Origin of the sequence: Streptomyces sp. NPDC002564, from assembly GCF_042889645.1 — a bacterium.
Lineage (GTDB): Bacteria > Actinomycetota > Actinomycetes > Streptomycetales > Streptomycetaceae > Streptomyces.
Genome location: NZ_JBIARE010000014.1, coordinates 39,324 through 61,225, shown reverse-complemented (window position 1 = coordinate 61,225; position 21,902 = coordinate 39,324). Strand labels below are relative to the sequence as shown.

At 73.1% G+C, this 21,902-nt stretch carries 15 protein-coding genes; 7 read left to right on the top strand and 8 right to left on the bottom strand.

The genetic code is table 11. The annotated features are described in order from the left end of the window. Positions 1–93: 93 nt before the first annotated feature. From smpB to ftsE, 4 genes are all read right to left on the bottom strand, one after another. Positions 94–615, bottom strand: a complete 522-nt coding sequence (smpB, locus tag ACFYXE_RS33890) for an SsrA-binding protein SmpB (RefSeq protein WP_361181109.1) — start codon at positions 613–615, stop codon at positions 94–96. Between the two features lie 18 nt (positions 616–633). Then, positions 634–1,830 (bottom strand): S41 family peptidase, encoded by a 1,197-nt coding sequence (locus tag ACFYXE_RS33885; protein WP_389319240.1) that lies wholly within the window; start codon positions 1,828–1,830, stop codon positions 634–636. Between the two features lie 78 nt (positions 1,831–1,908). After that, entirely contained in the window at positions 1,909–2,826 is a 918-nt protein-coding gene (ftsX, locus tag ACFYXE_RS33880) for a permease-like cell division protein FtsX (protein ID WP_389319238.1), read from the bottom strand. Positions 2,827–2,879: 53 nt separating this feature from the next. Further along, a complete protein-coding gene (ftsE, locus tag ACFYXE_RS33875) occupies positions 2,880–3,569 on the bottom strand; it encodes a cell division ATP-binding protein FtsE (RefSeq protein WP_055569411.1) in 690 nt (229 codons plus the stop codon). Between the two features lie 240 nt (positions 3,570–3,809). Here ftsE and ACFYXE_RS33870 point away from each other — a divergent pair, with 240 nt between their 5' ends. Beyond that, positions 3,810–4,001: a hypothetical protein gene (locus tag ACFYXE_RS33870; RefSeq protein ID WP_361181107.1), complete on the top strand. Its 192-nt coding sequence runs from the start codon at positions 3,810–3,812 to the stop codon at positions 3,999–4,001. A gap of 194 nt (positions 4,002–4,195) precedes the next feature. On the opposite strand, the gene ACFYXE_RS33865 is transcribed toward ACFYXE_RS33870, so the two are convergent. The 4 genes from ACFYXE_RS33865 to ACFYXE_RS33850 all read right to left on the bottom strand — a co-directional run bounded on the left by ACFYXE_RS33865 (position 4,196) and on the right by ACFYXE_RS33850 (position 9,415). Then, positions 4,196–4,858 (bottom strand): LPXTG cell wall anchor domain-containing protein, encoded by a 663-nt coding sequence (locus ACFYXE_RS33865; RefSeq protein ID WP_389319235.1) that lies wholly within the window; start codon positions 4,856–4,858, stop codon positions 4,196–4,198. Between the two features lie 292 nt (positions 4,859–5,150). Next, entirely contained in the window at positions 5,151–6,257 is a 1,107-nt protein-coding gene (gene prfB / locus ACFYXE_RS33860) for a peptide chain release factor 2 (RefSeq protein ID WP_361181105.1), read from the bottom strand. A gap of 83 nt (positions 6,258–6,340) precedes the next feature. Beyond that, the gene (locus ACFYXE_RS33855; protein WP_389319232.1) at positions 6,341–7,582 is read right to left on the bottom strand and encodes a serine/threonine-protein kinase; all 1,242 of its coding nucleotides are present in this window, start codon (positions 7,580–7,582) and stop codon (positions 6,341–6,343) included. Between the two features lie 126 nt (positions 7,583–7,708). Beyond that, positions 7,709–9,415 (bottom strand): serine/threonine-protein kinase, encoded by a 1,707-nt coding sequence (locus tag ACFYXE_RS33850; RefSeq protein WP_389319230.1) that lies wholly within the window; start codon positions 9,413–9,415, stop codon positions 7,709–7,711. A gap of 460 nt (positions 9,416–9,875) precedes the next feature. Between ACFYXE_RS33850 and ACFYXE_RS33845 the strand changes: the two genes are divergently transcribed. The 6 genes from ACFYXE_RS33845 to ACFYXE_RS33820 all read left to right on the top strand — a co-directional run bounded on the left by ACFYXE_RS33845 (position 9,876) and on the right by ACFYXE_RS33820 (position 21,873). Continuing rightward, the gene (locus ACFYXE_RS33845; protein ID WP_389319228.1) at positions 9,876–13,265 is read left to right on the top strand and encodes an FHA domain-containing protein; all 3,390 of its coding nucleotides are present in this window, start codon (positions 9,876–9,878) and stop codon (positions 13,263–13,265) included. Positions 13,266–13,513: 248 nt separating this feature from the next. Beyond that, positions 13,514–14,908, top strand: a complete 1,395-nt coding sequence (locus tag ACFYXE_RS33840) for an ABC transporter substrate-binding protein (RefSeq protein ID WP_389319226.1) — start codon at positions 13,514–13,516, stop codon at positions 14,906–14,908. Between the two features lie 4 nt (positions 14,909–14,912). Beyond that, positions 14,913–16,262 carry a carbohydrate ABC transporter permease gene (locus tag ACFYXE_RS33835; protein ID WP_389319224.1) on the top strand — a complete coding sequence of 450 codons (1,350 nt, stop codon included), beginning with the start codon at positions 14,913–14,915 and terminating at the stop codon, positions 16,260–16,262. After that, entirely contained in the window at positions 16,259–17,140 is an 882-nt protein-coding gene (locus tag ACFYXE_RS33830) for a carbohydrate ABC transporter permease (RefSeq protein WP_389319222.1), read from the top strand. Before ACFYXE_RS33835 ends, ACFYXE_RS33830 begins: the two co-directional genes overlap by 4 nt. A gap of 215 nt (positions 17,141–17,355) precedes the next feature. Then, positions 17,356–19,608 (top strand): CDP-glycerol glycerophosphotransferase family protein, encoded by a 2,253-nt coding sequence (locus ACFYXE_RS33825; protein ID WP_389319220.1) that lies wholly within the window; start codon positions 17,356–17,358, stop codon positions 19,606–19,608. A 36-nt stretch (positions 19,609–19,644) separates the two neighbouring features. Next, the gene (locus ACFYXE_RS33820) at positions 19,645–21,873 is read left to right on the top strand and encodes a CDP-glycerol glycerophosphotransferase family protein (protein ID WP_389319218.1); all 2,229 of its coding nucleotides are present in this window, start codon (positions 19,645–19,647) and stop codon (positions 21,871–21,873) included. Positions 21,874–21,902 lie beyond the last annotated feature (29 nt).

Sequence of the window (21,902 nt, the reverse complement as noted above, 5' to 3'; positions counted from 1 at the left end):
TCATCAGCGGAGCAAGACCCATCGTACGTGACCAACGCACGACGGTGCCAGCCTATTCCCGCGGCCCCACGGGCGGGGGCCGCGCGCCGGGGTCTAGCCGATGCCCTGGCGCCGGCGCGCCGACGAGATGGCGCGGTTGGTCTCGCGCGTGTCCTGCTTCTCGCGGAGCGTCTGCCGCTTGTCGTACTCCTTCTTTCCCTTGGCCAGGGCGATCTCGACCTTGACCCGGCTGTCCTTGAAGTACAGCGCGAGGGGCACGATCGTGTGACCCGTCTCCTGCGACTTCGAGTCCAGCTTGTCGATCTCCGCCCGGTGCAGCAGCAGCTTGCGCTTGCGGGTGGCGGAGTGGTTGGTCCAGGTGCCCTGGACGTACTCGGGGACGTGGATGTTGTGCAGCCACGCCTCGCCGCGGTCGATGTGCACGAAGCCGTCGACCAGGGACGCCCGGCCCATCCGCAGCGACTTGACCTCGGTGCCCATCAGCACCAGGCCGCACTCGTAGGTGTCCAGGATGTGGTAGTCGTGCCGCGCCTTCTTGTTCTGCGCGATCATCTTCCGGGCGGGTGCCTTCTCGGCGGCCTTCGCGGCCTTGCGCTTTACCTTTTCCTTCGCCATAGTGCGGTCATTTTCGCACTACGAGGGGGGTCCGAGGCCAGTCAATACTGTCTCGGCCCGCTCCTCGGCCCCGTGCTCGGCCTCCAGGTCCGGGCGGATGCCCCGCCCGTCGACGGCCCGCCCCGACGGGGTGCGGTAGTGGCCGACGGTCAGCTCGGCGACGGAACCGTCCGGCAGCCGGCTCGGCATCTGGACCGAGCCCTTGCCGAACGTCCGCGAGCCCACCACGACCGCGCGGCCGCGGTCCTGCAGGGCGCCGGTGAGGAGCTCGGCCGCGCTCATCGTGCCGCCGTCGACGAGCGCGACCACGGGCCGGTCCGTGTCGCCGCCCCGCTCGGCGTGCAGCGCCTTTTGCTCGCCCCGGACGTCGTACGTGGCGACGAGGCCGCCGTCGACCAGGCCGGACGCGGCGGTGACCGCCTCCGAGACCAGGCCGCCGGAGTTCCCGCGCAGGTCGAGCATGATCCCGGCGCCCTCGGGCGCGGTGCGCACCGCGGCCCGCACGGCGGCTCCGGAGCCCTTGGTGAAGGCGGCCACCTTGATCATGACGGCGCCGTCGGGCAGCTCGGTGACGGTGACGGGGTCCGTGGACAGGTGCGCCCGGTGCAGCGTCTCGCGCCAGGTGCGCCCGGCACGCTCCAGGCCGAGCACCACCGGGGTGCCCGCGCGGTCGCCGCGCAGCAGGGCGAGGACGTCCGTGACGGGCCGGCCCGTGACCCGCTCGCCGTCCACGGAGCGCAGCCGGTCGCCCTCGCGCAGACCGGCCCGGCCGGCGGGCCCGTCCCGCTGGACGCGGGAGATCTCCAGGCGGCCGTCGGCCGTGCGCCGGGCCCACAGGCCGACACCGGTGTAGCCGCCGCCGAGGGCCTTCTCGAATTCCTGGTACTCCCCGGGCGAGTACACCGAGCCCCAGCGGTCCCCGCTGCGGCTGACGGCCTCCTCGGCGGCCTTCTTGCCGGACTTGCCGTCGGCCATCGCCTCGGCGGCGGCGTCGGCGGCCTCCTCGGCCGTGTCGGCGTCGCGGCCCGCCGGCAGGACGGCGTCGGACCGTACCGGCGGAGGAGGGGTCTTTCGGCCGTCGTCGGCCGCGTCGCTCCAGGAGCCGGTGGCGGCTCCGGTGGCCAGGACGCTCGCGAAGACCAATGTCAGGGTCGCCCCGCGGCGGATGCGGCGGGGCCGGGAGAACCGGTCGGCGAACCGGTCGAGGCCTGACATGACGGTGAGTCTAGGACAACGAAGGGCGTCGTACGGCGGGTTGAACCGTACGACGCCCTGACACGCTGGGGGCTCTTGTCACACCTTCAGGTACTTGCGCAACGCGAAGAACGCGGCAAGCGCGGGCATCAGCAGGCCGATCGCGAGGACCAGCGGGAGCTTGGCGAGGACCGCGTCCCAGCCGATGAAGTTGATCAGGTTGATCTTCTCGGAGAGCTCGAGACCGTGGTCGATCATGAAGTACCGGCCGATCAGGAGCATCCCGCAGGCGACGCCTCCGCCGATCAGGCCGGCGACGGCGGCCTCCATGATGAACGGCATCTGGATGTAGAAGCTGGAGGCGCCGACGAGCCGCATGATGCCCGTCTCGCGCCTGCGGCTGAACGCCGAGACGCGCACGGTGTTGACGATCAGCATCAGCGCGACGACGAGCATGAGCGCCATCACGGCGACGGCCGCCCAGTTCATGCCGTTGAGCAGCCCGAAGAGGTTGTCCAGATAGCCCTTCTGGTCCTGCACGGACTGCACGCCGTCCCGGCCGGAGAAGGCGGTCGCGACCACCTGGTACTTCTCCGGGTCCTTCAGCTTGATGCGGTACGACTCCTGCATCTGGTCCGGCGTCAGGGAGCTGGACAGCGGCGAGTCGCCGAACTGCTCCTTGTAGTGCTTGTACGCCTCGTCCGCCGACTCGTGGGCGACCTTGTCCACGACGGGCATCTTCTTCAGATCGCCGAGGATCTGGTCCTTCTGCTCGTTCGTGACGGCGCCCTTGGCGCACTTGGGGTCCTGCTCGGCATCGGCCTTGTTGCACAGGAAGATCGAGACGTTGACCTTGTCGTACCAGTAGCCCTTCATGGTGCTCACCTGGTCACGCATGAGCAGCGAGCCGCCGAACAGGGCGAGCGAGAGCGCTACGGAGACGATGACCGCGAAGGTCATCGTGAGATTGCGGCGGAGACCGACGCCGATCTCCGACAGGACGAACTGGGCGCGCATGGCGGCCTTTCAGTGGATCAGGTGGATCAGACGGTACGAGCGAGACGGGTCCGTCAGTGCTGGTAGCCGTACACGCCGCGCGACTGGTCGCGGACGAGACGGCCCTTCTCCAGCTCGATGACCCGCTTGCGCATCTGGTCCACGATCTGCTGGTCGTGGGTGGCCATCACGACGGTGGTGCCGGTCCGGTTGATCCGGTCGAGCAGCTTCATGATGCCGACGGACGTCTGCGGGTCGAGGTTGCCGGTCGGCTCGTCGGCGATGAGGAGCTTGGGGCGGTTGACGAACGCGCGCGCGATCGCGACGCGTTGCTGCTCACCGCCGGAGAGCTCGCCGGGCATCCGGTCCTCCTTGCCGCCGAGGCCCACGAGATCCAGGACCTGGGGCACGGACTTGCGGATCTCGCCGCGCGACTTGCCGATGACCTCCTGCGCGAAGGCGACGTTCTCGCCGACGGTCTTGTTGGGCAGGAGCCGGAAGTCCTGGAAGACGGTGCCCAGCTGGCGGCGCATGTGCGGCACCTTCCAGTTGGACAGGCGCGCGAGGTCCTTGCCGAGGACGTGCACCTGGCCGTGGCTGGTGCGCTCCTCACGCAGGACGAGCCGCAGGAAAGTGGACTTTCCGGAGCCGGAGGAGCCCACCAGGAAGACGAACTCGCCCTTCTCGATCTCGAGGGAGACGTCCCTGAGCGCGGGGCGGGTCTGCTTCGGGTAGGCCTTGGAGACGTTGTCGAATCGGATCACGGATGCACCACGGGTTGCCGGGGGTAGGTGAGCGTGACCATACGCGAAGGCGGTACGCGAGCGCAGTCGGCGTCCTGAGTTGCGCGAATTGTCACGGAAGTGTGGGGGTTCGGAACGGTCGGAATCCGTCGACGGGCGGCGGGCCGCGCCGAAATCCGCGGAAGCTGGCACAGTGGTAGGGGGAACGATTGGGTTCCCCCCAGCGTTGGGCAGGCTGAGACTGTGCGGGAGGAGAAGCGCATGACCCTGGACCGGTTGGTATGCGCGAACTGCGCAGCGCCCGTGAGCGAAGGCCGTTGCCCCGTGTGCCGGGCCCATCGCGCGCGCATGCAGCAGGAGGGCCCCTTCGCGGGGCTCAACCCCGCGGCACTGATAGCGCTGCTCGTGGTGCTGATCGCGGCGGTCGCGCTGCTGGCGCACCAGACCGCGTAGGAATTTCCGGCGCAGTACCCCACCGGCACCGCGCGCGACGGCGGGCGCACGGCGCGTCACCGCCGGCGGAGGGCGCGGCGACACGGCGACACGCGGAAGGGCCCGGAGCTTCGGGAAGCTCCGGGCCCTTCGGCTGTCACGTCGCACGGGCCGCGGACGGGTCACCGGCGCCGCCGCACCGGTGCCACCGTCGGTCAGGCAGCGGCGCCGCGGTTGCCGACGAGGCGCGGCAGGAGGCGGAAGCCGATACCGCCGGCGATCATCGTCGCGGCGCCGACCAGCAGGAACGTGGTCTCGGTGGCACCGGTCTCGGCGAGCTCGCCGCCCTTGTCCGCCGTGTTGCCGCCCTGCTGGACCGGCTTGGAGCCGGTGTCGGACAGGCTGTCCTTGCCCTTGCCCTGCGCGGCCGGGGCGGCCCCGCCGTCGGGGTTGGTGTCGTTGCCGCCGGTGGCGCCGCCGTTCCCGTTGCCGGGGCCGCCCGGGTCGGAGGTGGGCGGGTCGGTCGGGTCCTCGGTGGGGTCGGTCGGGTCCGTCGGGTCCTCGGTGGGCTCCGTCGGCTCCTCGGTCGGCTCCGTGGGCTCCTCGGTGGGCTCGGTCGGCTCCTCGGTGGGCTCCTCCGGGTCCTCGGGGCCCGGAATCGTCGGGTCGTCCGCGTCGGGCTCCTCCGCGCCGGGGCCGGGCACGTCCACGTCGACACCGACGCCGCTGTCGTCGGCGTGCGCACCGGCGCTCGCACCGCCGAGGTCGACACCGACGTCGAGGGCGGATGCGGCACCCGCGGCGGTCAGCGAGGCACCCGCGGCGATCACGGCGCCGGCGGCTATCCGCGCGACACGGATCCGCGTCTTCTTGGTCATCTGGTTGCTACCCCCAGTAGCTGAATCGTCAGTGAGGCAGCGTCCGGGGCTGCGCTCGCCGGGGGGCGATGCGATCAGCCCCCACAGATCCCATGCGCCCCAGTAATACGCATGCCGCGCGCCAGCCTTTCTACTTTTCACAGCAGCGTCAAGGTCGTTGCGCGCGCGATGTCCGTTATTGGGGCAGTTGCCCGGCGTACGGAGATGTGACTGTGACGAAAAAGGCAACTGCCGCCCATTTGGCGGCAGTTGCCTTGTCGATAAAGCCGTTTCCGGTCGCTGCGACCGGCTTTTACTTCTCCTGCTGCTTGCGCCAGCGAATTCCGGCTTCCAGGAAACCGTCGATCTCGCCGTTGAACACGGACTCCGGATTGCCGACCTCGAACTCCGTCCGCAGGTCCTTGACCATCTGGTACGGGTGCAGGACGTAGGAGCGCATCTGGTTGCCCCAGGAGTTTCCGCCGTCGCCCTTGAGGGCGTTCATCTTCTCCTGCTCCTCCTGGCGGCGGCGCTCGAGGAGCTTGGCCTGGAGGACGTTCATCGCGGTCGCCTTGTTCTGGATCTGCGAGCGCTCGTTCTGGCAGGAGACGACGATGCCGGTCGGCAGGTGGGTCAGGCGCACCGCGGAGTCCGTGGTGTTGACGCCCTGGCCGCCGGGGCCCGAGGAGCGGTACACGTCGACGCGCAGCTCGCTCTCGTCGATCTCGATGTGGTCGGTCTGCTCGACGACCGGGAGGATCTCGACACCGGCGAAGGACGTCTGGCGGCGGCCCTGGTTGTCGAAGGGCGAGATGCGCACGAGGCGGTGGGTGCCCTGCTCGACGGAGAGCGTGCCGTACGCGTACGGGGACTGGACGGAGAAGGTGGTCGACTTGATGCCGGCCTCTTCCGCGTACGACGTCTCGTAGAGCTCGGTCTTGTAGCCGTGGCGCTCGGCCCAGCGCAGGTACATGCGCTGGAGCTTCTCGGCGAAGTCGGAGGCGTCCACGCCGCCGGCCTCCGCGCGGATGGTGACGACGGCCTCACGGGCGTCGTACTCACCGGAGAGGAGGGTCCTGACCTCCATCTCGTCCAGCGCCTTCTTGACGGCGGCGAGCTCGGACTCGGCCTCGGCACGGGTGTCCGGGTCGTCCTCCTCCTCGGCCATCTCGAAGAGCACGCCGAGGTCGTCGATGCGCCCGCGCAGCGCCTCGGCCTTCCGCACCTCCGCCTGGAGGTGGCTCAGCTTGCTGGTGATCTTCTGCGCCGCCTCGGGGTCGTCCCACAGGGACGGCGCGGCCGCCTGCTCCTCGAGCACGGCGATATCGGCCCTCAGCTTGTCGAGGTCCAGGACGGCCTCGATCGACTCCATGGTCGAGGAGAGGGACTTGAGCTCTTCGGATACATCGACGACTGCCACGACTCCAGCCTAACGGCTGCGGCAAGCGACGCTGTCCGGGCCGGGGGCCGCGGGCGCGCGGGGGCCCCGCCACGGGCCCCGGGCTAGGGGGTCTCGGGGGCGGAGGTGCCGCTGTCGGGCGCGGGGGCGTCCCCGTCGTCGCCGCTCGTGGCCGCCCAGGTGCCGATGCCCGCCGCGGCGACCAGCACCGCGCCCGCCACCCCGAGCGTGATCCGGCGCCGCCGGGCCGATGCCCGGTGCTTGGCCGAGCCGGGGCGGGCCGCGCCGGACGCGCGCGGCGCGCGGGCCGTGCCGCGCGCCCCGCCGGCCAGCTCGTCGGGGCCCGGCACCCGCATCGAGGTGTGGGTGTCCCGGTTGGAGTCGGCGGACGCCGAGCCGGGCACCAGCGGGACCGCGCCCCGCCGGGGAGCGGCCTCGCGCGGCTCGGGGGCGGTGTCCTCGTACGCCTCGTCGGCCTGCGCGGGCTCGCTGTCCGGCTCGTCGACGTCCAGCGGGGGCATGCCCGCGACCAGCGGCAGCAGCTCGCGCAGCCGCGCGGCGAGCTCGGAGGCGCGCAGCCGGGAGGCGGGCGCCTTGGCCAGGCACTGGACGAGGAGCTGCCAGAGCTCCTCGGGGATGCCGGGCAGGGGGACCACGGTCTCGGTGACGTGGCGGCGCAGGATCGCGCCGGGGTGGCCGCCGCCGAAGGGGGTGAAACCGGCGAGGAGCTCGTAGAGGACCGTCGCCAGGGCGTAGATGTCGACGGCGGCGCGGGGCGGCAGGCCCTCGATGATCTCGGGGGCGAGGTAGTCGGGGGTACCGATGATCTTCGTCGCGCGGGTGCGGCGCGGGGAGTCGATCAGCTTGGCGACGCCGAAGTCCGTGAGGAGGGCGGGGTGCGCGCCGCCGGGGCCGAGGGGGCCCTGCATGTCCAGGAGGACGTTCTCCGGCTTCACGTCGCGGTGCACGATGCCCGCGGCGTGCGCGGCGGCCAGGCCGTCGGCGACGTCCGCGACGATGGCGACGGCGGCCTCGGGTGCCATCCGGCGCTCGCGCTCCAGGCGGGTGCGCAGGTCCGTGCCGCGCACGAGGTCCATGACGAGCGCCAGGTCGTTGCCGTCGACCACCAGGTCGTGGACGCCGACCACGCGCGCGTGGTCGAGGCTGAGCAGCGCCGTGCGCTCCTGGACGAAGCGGCCGACGAGTTCCTGGTCGGACGCCAGGTCCTCGCGCAGCAGCTTGATGGCGACGGGCCCCTCGGGGCCCTCGCCGAGCCACACCGTGCCGGCGCTGCCACGGCCCAGGATCTGGTGGGCGGTGTACCGGCTGCCGATCTTGCGCGTCAAGACTGCTCCTACGGATGCGTGTTGGCGACAAAACTACGCGGCCTTGCCGCCAACCTTCACTCCGGGAGCGGAAATCACTCTGCAGATGTCGACAAATCCCCGGAGTGACCCGGGGATTGCCGCCCGTCAGTTGCCGTTGATCTTCCCGACCCAGTCGCTGACCTTGTCGTACCCGTCGCCGAGCTGGCCCCAGAAGCTCTTCGTCGTGCCGATCCAGTCCTGGAGCGGGCTGAACTCCCACACCAGCCAGCTCGCCACGAAGAGGATCAGGAGGGTGAACAGGCAGCCCTTGAGGCAGCCGAGGCCCGGGATCTTCATCGGGTTGGCGCTGCGCCTGCGCGGCTCGCGGGGCTCGCGTGCGGGACGCGGCGCGGGCTGCTGGGGCGGCGGCGCCTGCGGGGGCGCGGCGTACTGCTGGGGCTGGTGCTGGGGCTGGTGCTGGGGCTGGTACTGCTGCTGTTGCGGCGCGTACTGCTGCTGCTGCGGCTGGCGCCGGCCGCGCGGCTGCTGCGGCGCATACTGCTGGGGGCGCTGCTGCGGCGGCGGCTGCTGCTGGGGGCGCGCCACCTGGCGCTGGGGGCGGCGGCGCAGCGGGTCGTCGTTCGGGTCCAGGTGCGCCTGGTACTGGGTCTGTTCGTTGCGGTCGCGGGCCGCGGCCATCTGGCTCTGCCAGGGGTGCGGGTCGTTCGGGTCCCCGCCCGGGCCGTTCGGCGGGACCGGCGGCATGACCGCGGTGGGGTCCGCGGCGCCGCGGCCGTGCGGCAGGACGGAGGTCGGGTCCGCGTCGCCGTGGCCCGGTCCGCCGGTGTTCGGCAGGACGCTGGTCGCGGCGTTCGGGTCGTACGGGCCCGCGGTGTTCGGCAGGACGCTGGTCGCCGCGTTCGGGTCGGCCGCGCCCGGGGTGTCCGGGACGGGGGCCGGCGAGGGGTCCGGCATGAGCAGCGCGCCCACGCCCTCCGCGGCGGCGATCTGCGCCGGGCTGGAATGCACGCCGACGCCCTCGGCGACGGCGCGCAGGCCGCGGGCGAGGTTCTCGGCGCTGGGGCGGCGGTCCGGGTTCTTGTCGAGGCAGCGCTCGATGACCGTCCACAGCGGGTCGGGGACCGTCGAGGGGCGGCGCGGCTCGGCGCTCAGGTGCTGGTGCAGGACCTCCAGGGCGGAGCCGCCGGAGAACGGCGGGCGCCCGGTGACCAGCTCGTACAGCAGGATGCCCGCGCCGTAGATGTCCACGGCGCTGGTCTGCGGACGGCCCTCGGCGGACTCCGGCGCCACGTACGCGGGCGTGCCGACGAACTCGTGGGTGCGGGTCAGGCCCGGGGAGTCGGCGAGGCGGGCGATGCCGAAGTCGGTGAGCATCGGGTGCATGCCCCCCTCGTCCTGCTTGAGCAGGACGTTCGCCGGCTTCAGGTCGCGGTGCACCACGCCGTCGGCGTGGCTCGCGGCGAGCGCGTCGGCGATCTGCGCGGTCAGCAGGGCCGCCGCGACCGGCGTGAACGGGCCGTTCTCGCGCAGGTAGCGGTGCAGGTCGGGGCCGTCGACCAGGTCCATGACCAGGGCCAGGAGGTCGCCCTCGACGACCAGGTCACGCGTGCGGACGATGTTCTCGTGCGTGAGCCTGAGCAGGACGGACCGCTCTCTGAGGAACCGCATCACGACGTCCGCGTCGTTGGCGAGCTCTTCCTTGAGGACCTTGATCGCGACGGTCTCGCCGGGCTGGCCGGGAACGGCCGCCTCGGCACCCGCGGTCTCCCGCTGGCGGGCTCGCCAGACGGTGCCCGTGGCGCCGCGCCCGAGCGGCTCCTCGAGCAGGTACTTGCTGCCTACCGGCCGCACGTCATGCGCTCCCTGCTGGTCTGGCTGGTCCCGTCCGGACGCTGGTCCTGTCCGGGGGTCTGTCCGAAGGTGTTCCGACCCACTGTAGTGCCGCCGAAAGCGGCGCCGGCCGGTCGGATTCCGCCCGGCCTTTTCTCTCCGGGGTCTCTCCGGTGGTCTTTCCGGGGCGATCCGGATCGCTGTTCGGTGGAAAGACGCTCTCCCGTGGCCGTTGGTTGCCGAGTGGTCCGGAATTGACCTTCCCCGGATATCTCCCGCAGATATCCGCAACGGTCCAAGCAGGCACTTTTGTGAGCAGAGCCGACCAATCAAGATCACTTACGGGTGGCCGCCGGGCGTGTTGTCGGTGGCAGGTGCGAGGATGCCTCCTGTACTGGCCGACGTGCCCGTGTGCGGTGGGGGGAATCACAGCGCGTGTCCCCGTACCGGGCGCCCAGCGCAGAAGGGACCGCTGACGGCGATGCAGATCCGGCTGACCGTCCTCGGGCCGCGCAGCGGCCAGACCGAGCAGCAAGGCCGCCCGGTGGCGGCGGGGGCGCACGGCCCCTGTGACGTCCTGGTCACCGCCCCGGCCGGGACCGCGCTCGCCGCGGTGGCCTCGGGCCTCGCCACGGCCGTGGCCGGCACCGACACCCCCCTCGTGCTGTACGCGGGCCCCGAGCGCCTGGACGCCCAGCGCTGCACGCTCGGCGAGCCCCCCTTGATCGACGGCGCGGTGCTCTCGCTGGGCGCCCCCGCCGAGCCAGGACCCGAACCCGCGGGGGCGCCCGCCCAACTGCACGTGGTCGCCGGACCGGACGCGGGCGGCGTCCACCTGCTGCACGGCGGCCAGATCCGCGTCGGCCGCTCCGCCGACGCGGACGTCGCGCTGGACGACCCGGACGTCTCCCGGCTGCACTGCTCGGTCACCCTCGCCCAGGACGGCCGGGTCACGGTCACCGACCTCGGCTCGACGAACGGCACGGCGGTGGACGGCAGGGAGATCACCGACCGCCCGGTGCGCCTGTCCCCCGGCTCCCTGCTGCGCATCGGCGAGTCCGCGCTGCGCCTGACGGACGGCGGGGGCGGCACCGGCGGCGCCGGGGCGTACGGCCCGCGCGGCCCGCTCACCACCGCCCCGGACGGCGAGGGCCACGTGCGCGTGCGCCCCGCCCCGGCCCCGCCGCCCACCCTGGGCGACGCCGCGCCGGGCCCCGAGGGCACTCACCACGCGTACGGCCCCGCGGGCTGGGGCGCCGCGGGCGGCACCGGCGGCACCGGGGCGTACGGCCCGCAGGGCACGTACGAGAACCGGCCGTCGCCCGCCCTCGACACCCCCGGCGCGTTCGGCGCCCCGCCGCCCGTCGACACCTCCGTCGTGCCCCCGCAGGGCGGCGCGCCCTACGCCGAGCGGACCCGCACCGGCACCCCCGCACGCGGCACGACCGTGCCCCAGAACCTGCGCAGGCGCGGCGGCCTCTCCGCCTGGGCCAGGCGCCTGACCGGCGGCCGGGACGGCGGCCAGGACCCCGCGGGGCACGAAGGGCCGGACGATCACGTCCCCTATGACGGGCACACCGGTGGCCCCGCCCCGTTCGCGGACGGCGGGTACGGCGGCGACGGCGGGCAAGCCCCCCTGGAGCCCTCGCCGGAGGAGCTCGCCGTGGCCGCCGCCGCGCGCACGCCCGAGGCGTGGCCGGATCCCGCCGCCCTGCTGCTCACGGCGCTCGGCCCCGGCCCGCGCCTCTGGGAGCGCGGCCCCGGCCACCCCGAGGCTCTCGCGGTGCGGCTCGGCACGGTCGACCGGGCACTGCCCGCCGCGGACGGCTCGGAGGCGCTGCTGCCCGCCGTGCCCGTCACGGTGAGCCTGCGGGAGGCCGGGTCACTGGGCCTCGCCGGACCCCGGGCGCGGCTGACCGGCCTGGCCAGGGCCGTCGTCGCCCAGCTCGCCGCGCTGCACTCCCCCGACACCCTGGAGATCGTGCTGATCAGCACGGACCGCGCCCGCCCGGTGGCCGAGCGCACCGCGGAGTGGGCCTGGCTCGGCTGGCTGCCCCATCTGCGGCCCACCCACGGCCAGGACTGCCGTCTCCTGCTCGCCTACGACCGGGACCAGGCGGCCGCGCGCACCGACGAGCTGATCCGCCGCCTGGACGACCGCATCGCCGACGCCGCCGCGTACGCACCCGCCGACCCGTTCGCGCCGGGCGTCCCGGACCGTGCGGACGGCCCCGGGGCCGGTGCCCGCACGGTCGTCGTCGTCGACGGCGACCCCGGTTCCGCCGGGCTGCGCGAGGCCACCGTCCGGCTGGCCGGCGAGGGCGCGCGGGCCGGGATCCATGTGGTGTGCCTGGCCGAGACGGTGGCCGCCTCGCCCGCCTCCCCGGTCCTCGACACCTACGAGGCGGCCTGCTCGGTCACCCCCGCCTTCCGCGCGTGCGGCGCCGCCGCGCTGCTCAGCGGTGACGTGGCGACGGCCCTGCGGCTGATGCGGACGGCGGGCGGGCGGCCCGCGGGGCACGGCACCGTCGCCGCCGTGGACGCGGTGTCGGCGGCCTGGGCCGAGCGGTTCGCCCGGGCGCTCGCACCGCTGCGCACGGACGGCGCGGCGGGCGAGGGGCACGCGCGTGTGTCCGCTCCGCTGCCCCAGGCCGCCCGGCTCCTCGACGAGCTGGGGCTTGCCCGGGCCACGCCCGCGTCCCTGATGGCGCGCTGGGCCGCGGCGGCCGACGACCCGGAGGCGCTCGGCGGCCGGGCGCTCGCGGTGCTCGGCGCCGGACCGCGCGGCCCCGTCGTCGCCGACCTCGGGTCCGACGGGCCGCATCTGCTGGTCGAGGGCCCCCCGGGCAGCGGGCGCACCGAGCTGCTGCGCTCCGTCGCCGCCTCGCTGGCCGCCGCCGAGCGGCCCGACCGGCTCGGCGTGGTGCTGGTCGACGGGCGGGACGCCACCGGCGCGGGCGGCTCCGCCGCCCGGCAGGGCACCGGCCTCGGCGTCTGTACGGACCTGCCGCACGTCACCACGCACCTGGCGGCCAACGACCCGGTGCGCATGCGGGAGTTCGCGCAGTCCCTCGCCGCGGAGCTCAAGCGCAGGGCCGAGCTGCTCGGCAGGCTCGGCTTCGCCGAGTGGCACACCCGGCGCGAGGTGTCCGGGCGGATGGTCGCGCAGCGGTCCGGCCAGGCGGGGACCGGCGGGAGCCCCGGTGCCGGGGCGTCCGGCGGTGCGGACGGCGGTCCGCCGGCCGGTGGCGCCGTGCTTCCCGCGCAGGTCTCGGACGGCGACCTCGACGCTCCGTCGACGACGTCCACGATGCGGCTGCGGCCCGCCGCCGCGCGCGAGCGGGTGGACCCGGGGCCGCCGCTGCCCCGGCTCGTGGTGCTGGTCGACGACTTCGACGCGCTGCTCTCGCCCGCGCTCGGGTCCCCCGGGCGGCCCGCCGCCGGTTCCGTCGTACGGGCGCTGGAGGCCGTGGCCCGGGAGGGCGAGCGGCTGGGGGTGCACCTGGTGGCGGCGACGGCGCGCAGCGAGCGGGTCCTGGAGACCGAGCTCGGCCAGCGGGCGTCGCTGCGGGTGGCGCTGGACGCGGTGGTGGCCGGCCCCGAGGAGCCCGCGCCCGGGCGGGGCGAGCTGCGCTCGCCCGACGGGCGGGCCACCGCCTTCCAGGCGGGCCGGGTGACCGGGCGCATCCCGCGCACGGCGACGCTGCGGCCCACGGTGGTGCCGCTGGAGTGGGAGCGGATGGGCGATCCGCCGGCCCGCAGGCCGGTGCGCGAGCTGGGCAACGGACCGACCGATCTGGCCCTGCTGGCCAGCGCGTTGGAGCGGGCCGCGCGGTCCGTGTCGGCCGACCAGGTGCCGTCCCTGCTCTGACCCGGTAGGACCCCCGCCCCGATCCCGTACGGCCCCCGCTCCCCATCCCGAACTGCCCCCGGCGGGGGCCCGTGCCGCCCCTGGGCGCCCCAGCAGGACCATGCGGCAGGGCATGCACACCTGTGGTGACACGACGTCACAACGGCATCACGATCGACGAGTTGACAGCGCAGGCCATCTTGCCGCCCCTCCCCGCGCGGGCGTAGACAGACCGCACGGGATCCGCCAGGGAAGAGAACGGGGCAGTGATGCGCAGCACTCTTCGTACACGCAGGGCACCGCTACAACGGCGTACCACCGCCAGGATCGCCGCGGCCGTCGTCGCCGGCGCGCTCGCGTTCACCGTCACCGCGTGCGGCGGCGACGGTGACGACGACGACAAGGACCCCGGCAAGGGCGGGGCCAAGGACACCGGGTCCACGCTCAAGCTGCCGAAGCTGGACGGGGAGAGCGTCTCGGTGAGCGCCGTGTGGGGCGGCGCCGAGCGCAAGGTGTTCCTGAAGGTCCTCGACGAGTTCGAGAAGCGGACCGGCGCCAAGGTCTCCTTCGTGCCCGCGCAGGACCCCATCATCAGCTTCCTGGAGTCGAAGGTGGCGGGCGGCCAGCCGCCGGACGTCGCGATGCTGCCGCAGGTCGGCGCGATCGAGCAGGCCGTGGCGAACAAGTGGGCCAAGCCGGTGGGCCCCGAGGCGCTGAAGCAGCTCGACAAGAACTACGCGCAGGGCTGGAAGGACCTCGGGGCCGTCGACGGCAAGCAGTACGGCGTGTACTTCAAGGCCGCCAACAAGTCGCTGGTCTGGTACAACGCGCGGGTCTTCGACAACGCGGGCGTCAAGGTCCCCAAGACCTGGGACGCGTTCCTGCAGACCGCCCAGACCATCTACGACTCGGGGGTGCCGCCGGTGTCCGTGGCGGGCGCCGAGGCGTGGACGCTCACCGACTGGTTCGAGAACATCTATCTCTCCCAGGCGGGCCCGGAGAAGTACGACCAGCTCGCCCAGCACAAGATCAAGTGGACGGATCCGTCCGTCAAGGACGCGCTGACCACGCTCGGCGGGCTGTTCGGCAAGAAGGGCTTCGTGGCGGGCGGCGCGGACGGCGCGCTGCAGACCGAGTTCCCCGCGTCCGTGAAGCAGACCTTCCGGGGCGGCGACCAGCCCAAGGCCGGCATGGTCTTCGAGGGCGACATGGTGTCTCTGTCGATCGCGGAGACCAAGGCCGAGGTGGGCAAGGACGCCAAGGTGTTCCCCTTCCCCGCGGTCGGCTCCGACTCCCCGGCCGTGGTCGGCGGTGACGCGGCGGTCGCGCTGAAGGACAGCAAGGGCGCCCAGGCGCTGCTGACGTTCCTCGGCTCGCCGGACTCGGCGAAGATCTGGGCCGAGGCGGGCGGTTTCGTCTCGCCCAACAAGAACCTGGACATGTCGGCGTACCCGAACGACGTGCAGCGCAACATCGCCAAGGCCCTGATCGCGGCCGGCGACGACATCCGCTTCGACATGTCGGACCAGGCGCCGCAGTCGTTCGGCGGCACGCCGGGCAAGGGCGAGTGGAAGGCGCTGCAGGACTTCCTGAAGAACCCGAAGGACGTCGCGGGCACCCAGAAGGTTCTGGAGACGGCCGCCGCCAAGGCCTACAAGGACTGACGCGATGTCGTCCGCGAACGCCGGGGGCGCACCGGAGCCGGTGACGCCCCCGGCACCGGCCTCGCGCAAGAGCGTGACCGGCACCCGCAAGGCGGTGGCGGTCCTGTTCCTGCTGCCCGCCCTGGTGCTGCTCGGCGCGCTCGTCCTCTACCCCATCGGGTACTCGCTGTTCCGCAGCTTCTTCGACAAGTCGGGCGACTTCACGGCGTTCGACAACTACGAGACGCTCTTCACCGACGACGGCATCCGCACCGCGATCAAGAACAACGCGATCTGGCTGGTCGTGGCGCCCACGGTGGCGACCGCGCTGGGCCTGATCTTCGCCGTGCTGACCGAACGGGTGCGCTGGGGCACGGCGTTCAAGCTCGTCATCTTCATGCCGATGGCGATCTCGATGCTGGCCGCGGGCATCATCTTCCGGCTCGTGTACGAGTCGGACCCCGACCGGGGCGTGGCCAACGCGGTGATGGTGAGCGTGCACGACACGTTCGCCGAGTCGTCCGCGTTCCCGCAGGGCCATCCGAGCACGAACTCGCCGCTCAGGTCGGCGGGCGGCGGCGCCTTCGTCACCAGGGAGCCGGTCCGGGCGGGCACCCCGGTGGTGCTGCCGCTGACGGGGGTGCCGCCCGGCGACATGCCGGACGACGCCGAGGCGGCCAGGCCGGCGCGGGCCGACCCGGACCGGGTCACCGGCACGGCCTGGCAGGACTTCACGCGGGGCAAGGGGCGGGGCGAGGCCAACGCCCCCGACGCCACCGAGTTCGGCTACGCGGGCATCACCGTCGAGGCCGTGAAGGACGGCGAGGTGGTCGCGTCCACGCAGGCGAAGGCGGACGGCACCTTCGCGCTGCCCAAGGAGGCCGACGGGGCCCTACTGCGCTATCCGGCCTCGAACTTCCGGGAGGCGTACAACGGCATCGACTGGCTGGGCCCCACCCTGATCACGCCCGCGATCATCGGTTCGTACCTGTGGATGTGGGCCGGGTTCGCGATGGTCCTGATCGCGGCGGGCCTGGCGAGCGTGCCGCGGGAACTCCTGGAGGCGGCGCGGGTGGACGGCGCGAACGAGTGGCAGGTGTTCCGCCGGGTGACGGTGCCGCTGCTCGCGCCGGTCCTCGCGGTGGTGCTGGTCACGCTCATGATCAACGTACTGAAGATCTTCGACCTGGTCTTCGTGATCCCGCCGGGCTCCTCGAAGGACGAGGCGAACGTGCTCGCTGTCCAGCTCTACAACTCGGCGTTCGGCGACCGGGACGCGGGCGTGGCGAGCGCGATCGCCGTCCTGCTCTTCCTGCTCGTGATTCCCGTGATGCTGTTCAATATCCGGCGGATGAGGCGGGAGGGGCAGCGGTGACGACGCAGACCGAGATCGTCAAGGCCAGGCAGTCCGTGGGCGGGCGGATCGCCGCCGCGCTCGGCGGCACCGCGCTGCGCGTCTTCCTCGTGCTGGTCGGCCTGTTCTGGCTGGTGCCGACCATCGGGCTGCTCATCGGCTCGCTGCGCACGCCCGCCGACATGAGCGAGTCCGGCTGGTGGAAGGTCTTCAGCACGCCGTCGCAGATGACGCTGGACAACTACACCAGCCTCCTCAAGGACGAGACGATCACCGACTCGATCCTGTCCAGCGTCATGATCACCGTCCCGGCGACGCTGCTCGTCGTGATCATCGGCTCGCTCGCCGGGTACGCCTTCGCCTGGATGGAGTTCCCCGGCCGCGACTGGTGGTTCATCGGCGTGGTGGGGCTGCTCGTCGTGCCGGTGCAGGTGGCACTGGTGCCGATCTCCAAACTCTTCGGCGAGATCGGGATCTTCGAGACGACGATCGGCGTGGTCCTCTTCCACGTGGCGTTCGGCCTGCCGTTCGCGATCTTCCTCCTGCGGAACTTCTTCGCGGAGATCCCGCGCGAGCTCCTGGAGGCGGCACGGCTCGACGGCGCGGGCGAACTGCGGCTGTTCCTGCGGGTCGTGATGCCGCTGGGCGCGCCCGCCATCGCCTCGCTGGGCATCTTCCAGTTCCTGTGGGTGTGGAACGACATGCTGATCGCACTGATCTTCGCGGACTCGCAGAATCCGCCGATCACCGTCGCGCTCCAGCAGCAGGTGCGGTTCTTCGGCGACAACGTGCAGATCCTGGCGCCCGGCGCGTTCATCTCGATGGTGATCCCGCTGGCCGTCTTCTTCGCGTTCCAGCGGCAGTTCGTGTCCGGCGTGATGGCCGGCGCGGTGAAGTAGCGGCGCGGCGGGGGCGGCCGCGACGCGGCACGGCGGGGGCCGGGGCGGGCCCTCGGCGGGGCCTGATTATGGCGGCCCGCGGGGGCTGATCCGGGGAGGCGGTCCGTGACCGGGCCGCCTCTTCGCGCACATCCCCCGGATGCCGCATCCGGCGTAACTCGCCCCCGGCGTCGGCCGTTGCCGGGAGAACGCCCGCGCCGACCCATGGATGTGTCTTGCCCCGGTTCAGTGTCATCGTCCCCGTGTACCAGGTGCAGGCGTATCTGCACGAGTGCCTGGAGTCCGTGCTGGAGCAGTCCTTCACCGACCTGGAACTCATCGTGGTGGACGACTGCTCACCGGACGCGAGCGGCGAGATCATCGACGAGTTCGCGGCCCGCGACGCGCGCGTGCGGGCCGTCCACCTCGTGGAGAACGTGGGCCTGGGGCGGGCCCGCAACGCGGGCATGGAGCACGCCACCGGCGACTACCTGATCTTCCTGGACAGCGACGACACCCTCACCCCGGGCTCCCTGCACGCCATCTCCGACCGCATCAAGGAGACCGACGAGCCGGACGTCCTGGTCTACGACTACGCGCGCACGTACTGGTCGGGCGAGGCGGCCCGCAACCAGTTCGCCTGCCATCTGCACGAGGACGGCGCGGCCCCCTTCCGCCTCGCCGACCGGCCGGGCCTGCTGAGGGTCCTGATGGTCGCCTGGAACAAGGCGCACCGCCGCGACTTCATCGAGCGCGAGCGCTTCACCTTCCCGCCCGGCTACTACGAGGACACGCCCTGGACGTACCCGATCCTGATGGCCGCGGGCACCCTCGCCACCCTCGACCGGGTCTGCGTGCACTACCGCCAGCGCCGCCAGGGCAACATCCTGGGCACCACGAGCCGGCGGCACTTCGACATCTTCGACCAGTACGACCGGGTCTTCGCCTATCTCGACGAGCACCCGGAGCTGTCCGCGGCCTGGCGGCCCGTGCTGTTCCGGCGGATGGTCGACCACCTCACGACGGTGTTCACCAAGCGGGGCAGGCTGCCGCGCGGCTCGCGCGCCGAGTTCCTGCGCAAGGCCCGCTCGCACTACCGGCGCCACCGGGCGCCCGGCGTCCGCCTCCCGGCCCGCACCCGGCTGCGGCACGGCCTGGTGCGGCTCGGCTCGCACCGCACCTACCGGGGCCTGTGGGCGGCGATGCGGCTGCGCATCCGCCTCCTGCGCCTTGCCGCCACGGTCCGCCACCACTGCCGGGGCGCCGCGCTCCAACTGCACTACCGCGTCCAGCTGCGGCTTCCGGTGCGCGAGCGGTGCGCCGTCTTCTCCGCGTACTGGGGGCGCGGCCACGGCTGCAACCCGGGGGCGCTGGAGGCCGCGATGCGCGAGCTGGTGCCGGGGATGCGCACGGCGTGGATCGCGCACCCCCGCCACCACCACACGATCCCGACGGCGACGGCCCGGCTGCGGCCCGGCACCGCCGCGTACTGGACGGCGCTGGCCCGCTCCAAGTACCTCGTGAACAACGTCAACTTCGACCGCAGACTGGTCAAGCGTCCCGGACAGGTCCTCCTGCAGACCCAGCACGGCACGCCCCTCAAGCACATGGGCCTCGACCTCCAGGAGCGCCCGGCGGCCGCGCGCGGCATGGACTTCGCCGCGCTGCTGCACAACGTCGACAAATGGGACTACGTCCTGTCGGCGAACCGGCACTCGACGCTGGTGTGGGAGCGCGTCTTCCCGGCCGGATACACCACGCTCGAATACGGCTATCCGCGCAACGACCGCTTCCAGACGGCGACGCCGGACGAGGTGGCGCGGCTGCGCGCGAGCCTCGGCGTCCCGCCCGGCGCGGTCGCCGTGCTGTACGCGCCGACCCACCGCGACTACCGGGCCGGCCAGCGCGTCGGCCTCGACCTGGAGCGGATGCTGCACGCGCTGGGCCCGCGCTTCGTGGTGCTGGCCCGCGCGCACCACTTCTACGGGGCGCCGATGACCGGCGCGACGCCGTCGGGTCGGCTCATCGACGTGTCGGACCACCCGAGCGTGGAGTCGCTGTGCCTGGCCTCCGACGCGCTGCTCACCGACTACTCGTCGATCATGTTCGACTACGCCAACCTGGACCGGCCCATCGTGGTGCACGCCGACGACTGGGAGGCCTACGAGGCGGCCCGCGGCACCTACTTCGACGTGCGGCGGTTCCCGCCCGGCGCGGTCGCCCGCAGCCAGGACGAGCTCACCGACATCTTCGCCACCGGGCACTGGGCGGGCTCCCGCTCCGCGCAGCTGCGCAGGGCGTTCCGGGAGCGGTTCTGCGCCTTCGACGACGGGCGGGCGGCCGAGCGCGTCGTCCGCCACGTGGTGCTCGGCGAGGGGGGCGGGCTGCCGCCCGTGGTGCCCCTCGCGGAGCGGCGGCCGGTGCCCGCGGCCGCCCCGCAGCCCGAGCGGGTGCCGTCCCCGGGCCTGCGGCACTCCCCGCACCTGTGATCCGCGTCGTGTGAACCACCACCGAGAGAGGCTGTCTTGTCGCGCTTCAGCATCATCGTCCCCACCCATGGCGTACCGGGGCGGCTCGCCGACTGCCTCGCCTCGGTCCTCGGGCAGTCCTTCACCGACTTCGAGCTGATCGCCGTCGTCGACTCCCCCGACGAGGGCGCGGGCCAGGGCCCGGCGATCGTCGCCGAGCACGTGGCGCGCGACCCGCGGGTGCGCCGCGCGCAGTCGCCGCCCGGCGCGGGCCTGCCGGGCGCCCGCAACACGGGGGTGGCCGCGGCGTCCGGCGAGTACCTGCTGTTCCTCGACGGCGACGACACCCTCACGCCGGGCGCGCTCGACGCGCTCGACGCCCGGATCAAGGAGTGCGAAGGCGTCGACCTGCTGCTCTTCGACCACGAGCGGCTGCACTGGTTCGAGGGCGGCCAGGGCCCGGCCCTGGAGCGGCTGTGGCGGGGCGCGCCGCGGGGGGCGTTCACGGTGGCCGAGCACGCCGCGCTGCCCGATCCGCTGGTGCCGGCCTTCTCCGCCGCCTACCGGCGCGCGTTCGTGGCCGGGCACGGTCTCTCGTTCGCGCCGGGGATGTTCACCGACGCGGTGTGGGGCGTGCAGAGCGCGCTGCGGGCCGACCGGATCGCGGTGCTCGACCGGGTGTGCGTGCGCCATCTGCTGCGCCGCCAGGGGGCGCGCAACCGCCGGGTGGGCGTCCATCATCTGGAGCTGCTCGACCAGTTCGACCGGGCGATGGCGGGGGCCGCGGTGCTCGACGTGCCCGCGCCCGTCGTCGCGCGGCTCTTCGGCCGGTTCACCCACGAGGTCCTCAAGACGGCGTCGACGCCCGCGCGGCTGCCCTCGGCGCCGCTGCGGCGGCGCTTCTTCCGGCAGGCGACGCGGCTGTACCGGCGCCACCGGCCCGCCGGGTTCCGGCCGCCCCCGGGCAGCATCGGGGTGCAGCACCGGCTCCTCGCGGCGGGGGCGTACGAGGCGTTCTGCGCGCTGCGCGGCCTCAAGTCCCGTGCGGACAAGGCCTGTGCGTCGGTGCAGGAGGTGCGGGAGACGCTGGAGCGGCGGCTGCCGGGGCGGGACGTGTACGCGGCCGCGCTGAAGCGGCCGGTGGACGAGAACCTCGCCGTGTTCTCCGCGTACTGGGGGCGCGGCTACGCCTGCAACCCGGCCGCCATCCACGCCAAGGCCCGCGAGCTGGCCCCGCACCTGCGCTGCGTGTTCCTGGTCGACGAGGAGCACGCGCACCAGATGCCGGAGGGCGTGGAGTGCGTGGTCACCGGCAGCGGCCGCTACTGGGAGGTGATGGCGCGCGCCAAGTACACCTTCAACAACGTGAACTTCGAGGGGCGCGTCCAGAAGCGGCCCGGCACCGTGCACGTGCAGACCCAGCACGGCACGCCGCTCAAGCACATGGGCGTCGACCAGGCCGCGTACCCGGCGGCGGCCGCGGGCATGGGGCCGTTCGGCAGGATGCTGACCCGCACCGACCGCTGGGACTACAACCTCTCCGCCAACCGGCACTCCACCGAGGTGTGGGAGCGGGCCTTCCCCAGCGGCTTCGAGCAGCTGGAGTACGGCTATCCGCGCAACGACGCGTACTACACCTCGACCGCGGAGGACGTCCGCAGGATCCGCCGCGGCCTGGGCATCCCCGAGGGCAGGACCGCGGTGCTCTACGCGCCGACGCACCGCGACTACCGGGAGGGCTTCTCCGCGCAGCTGGACCTCGCGGCGTTCTGCGCGGCCCTGGACGAGTCGTACGTGGTGCTGCTGCGCGCCCACCACTTCTACGAGGGCTCGGCCGGCCTGGCCCGGGCGGTGCGCGCCGGGAAGCTGATCGACGTGACCGCGCACCGGTCGACCGAGGAGATCTGTCTGGCGGCGGACGCGCTGATCACGGACTACTCGTCGATCATGTTCGACTACGCCAACCTGGACCGGCCCATCGTGGTGTACGCGGACGACTGGGACGTCTACCGGGAGTCGCGCGGCGTCTACTTCGACCTGCCCGCCAACCCGCCGGGCCCGGTGGCCCGCACGCTGGAGGAGCTCGTCGGGGTCTTCCGGGGCGACACCCTGCACGGGGAGCGGTCGCGGCGGCTGCGGGCCGCCTTCCGCGAGCGGTTCTGCGCCTTCGACGACGGACACGCGGCCGAGCGCGTGGTGCGCCGGGTGCTGCTCGGCGAGGAGCCCGACGCGATCCGGCCGCCGATGCCGCTGCACGTGCGGGTGCCCGCTCCCGCGTCGCCCTGAGCCGGGCCCGGCGCCCCGTCCCCATCCGT

What these genes read in the sequence shown, in the direction of transcription:
- ACFYXE_RS33885 (WP_389319240.1), bottom strand. Translation starts at nt 1,830, where the DNA reads ATGTCAGGCCTCGACCGGTTCGCCGACCGGTTCTCCCGGCCCCGCCGC.
- ftsX (WP_389319238.1), bottom strand. Translation starts at nt 2,826, where the DNA reads ATGCGCGCCCAGTTCGTCCTGTCGGAGATCGGCGTCGGTCTCCGCCGC.
- ACFYXE_RS33870 (WP_361181107.1), top strand. Translation starts at nt 3,810, where the DNA reads ATGACCCTGGACCGGTTGGTATGCGCGAACTGCGCAGCGCCCGTGAGC.
- ACFYXE_RS33835 (WP_389319224.1), top strand. Translation starts at nt 14,913, where the DNA reads ATGTCGTCCGCGAACGCCGGGGGCGCACCGGAGCCGGTGACGCCCCCG.
- smpB (WP_361181109.1), bottom strand. Translation starts at nt 615, where the DNA reads ATGGCGAAGGAAAAGGTAAAGCGCAAGGCCGCGAAGGCCGCCGAGAAG.
- ACFYXE_RS33865 (WP_389319235.1), bottom strand. Translation starts at nt 4,858, where the DNA reads ATGACCAAGAAGACGCGGATCCGTGTCGCGCGGATAGCCGCCGGCGCC.
- ACFYXE_RS33845 (WP_389319228.1), top strand. Translation starts at nt 9,876, where the DNA reads ATGCAGATCCGGCTGACCGTCCTCGGGCCGCGCAGCGGCCAGACCGAG.
- ACFYXE_RS33840 (WP_389319226.1), top strand. Translation starts at nt 13,514, where the DNA reads ATGCGCAGCACTCTTCGTACACGCAGGGCACCGCTACAACGGCGTACC.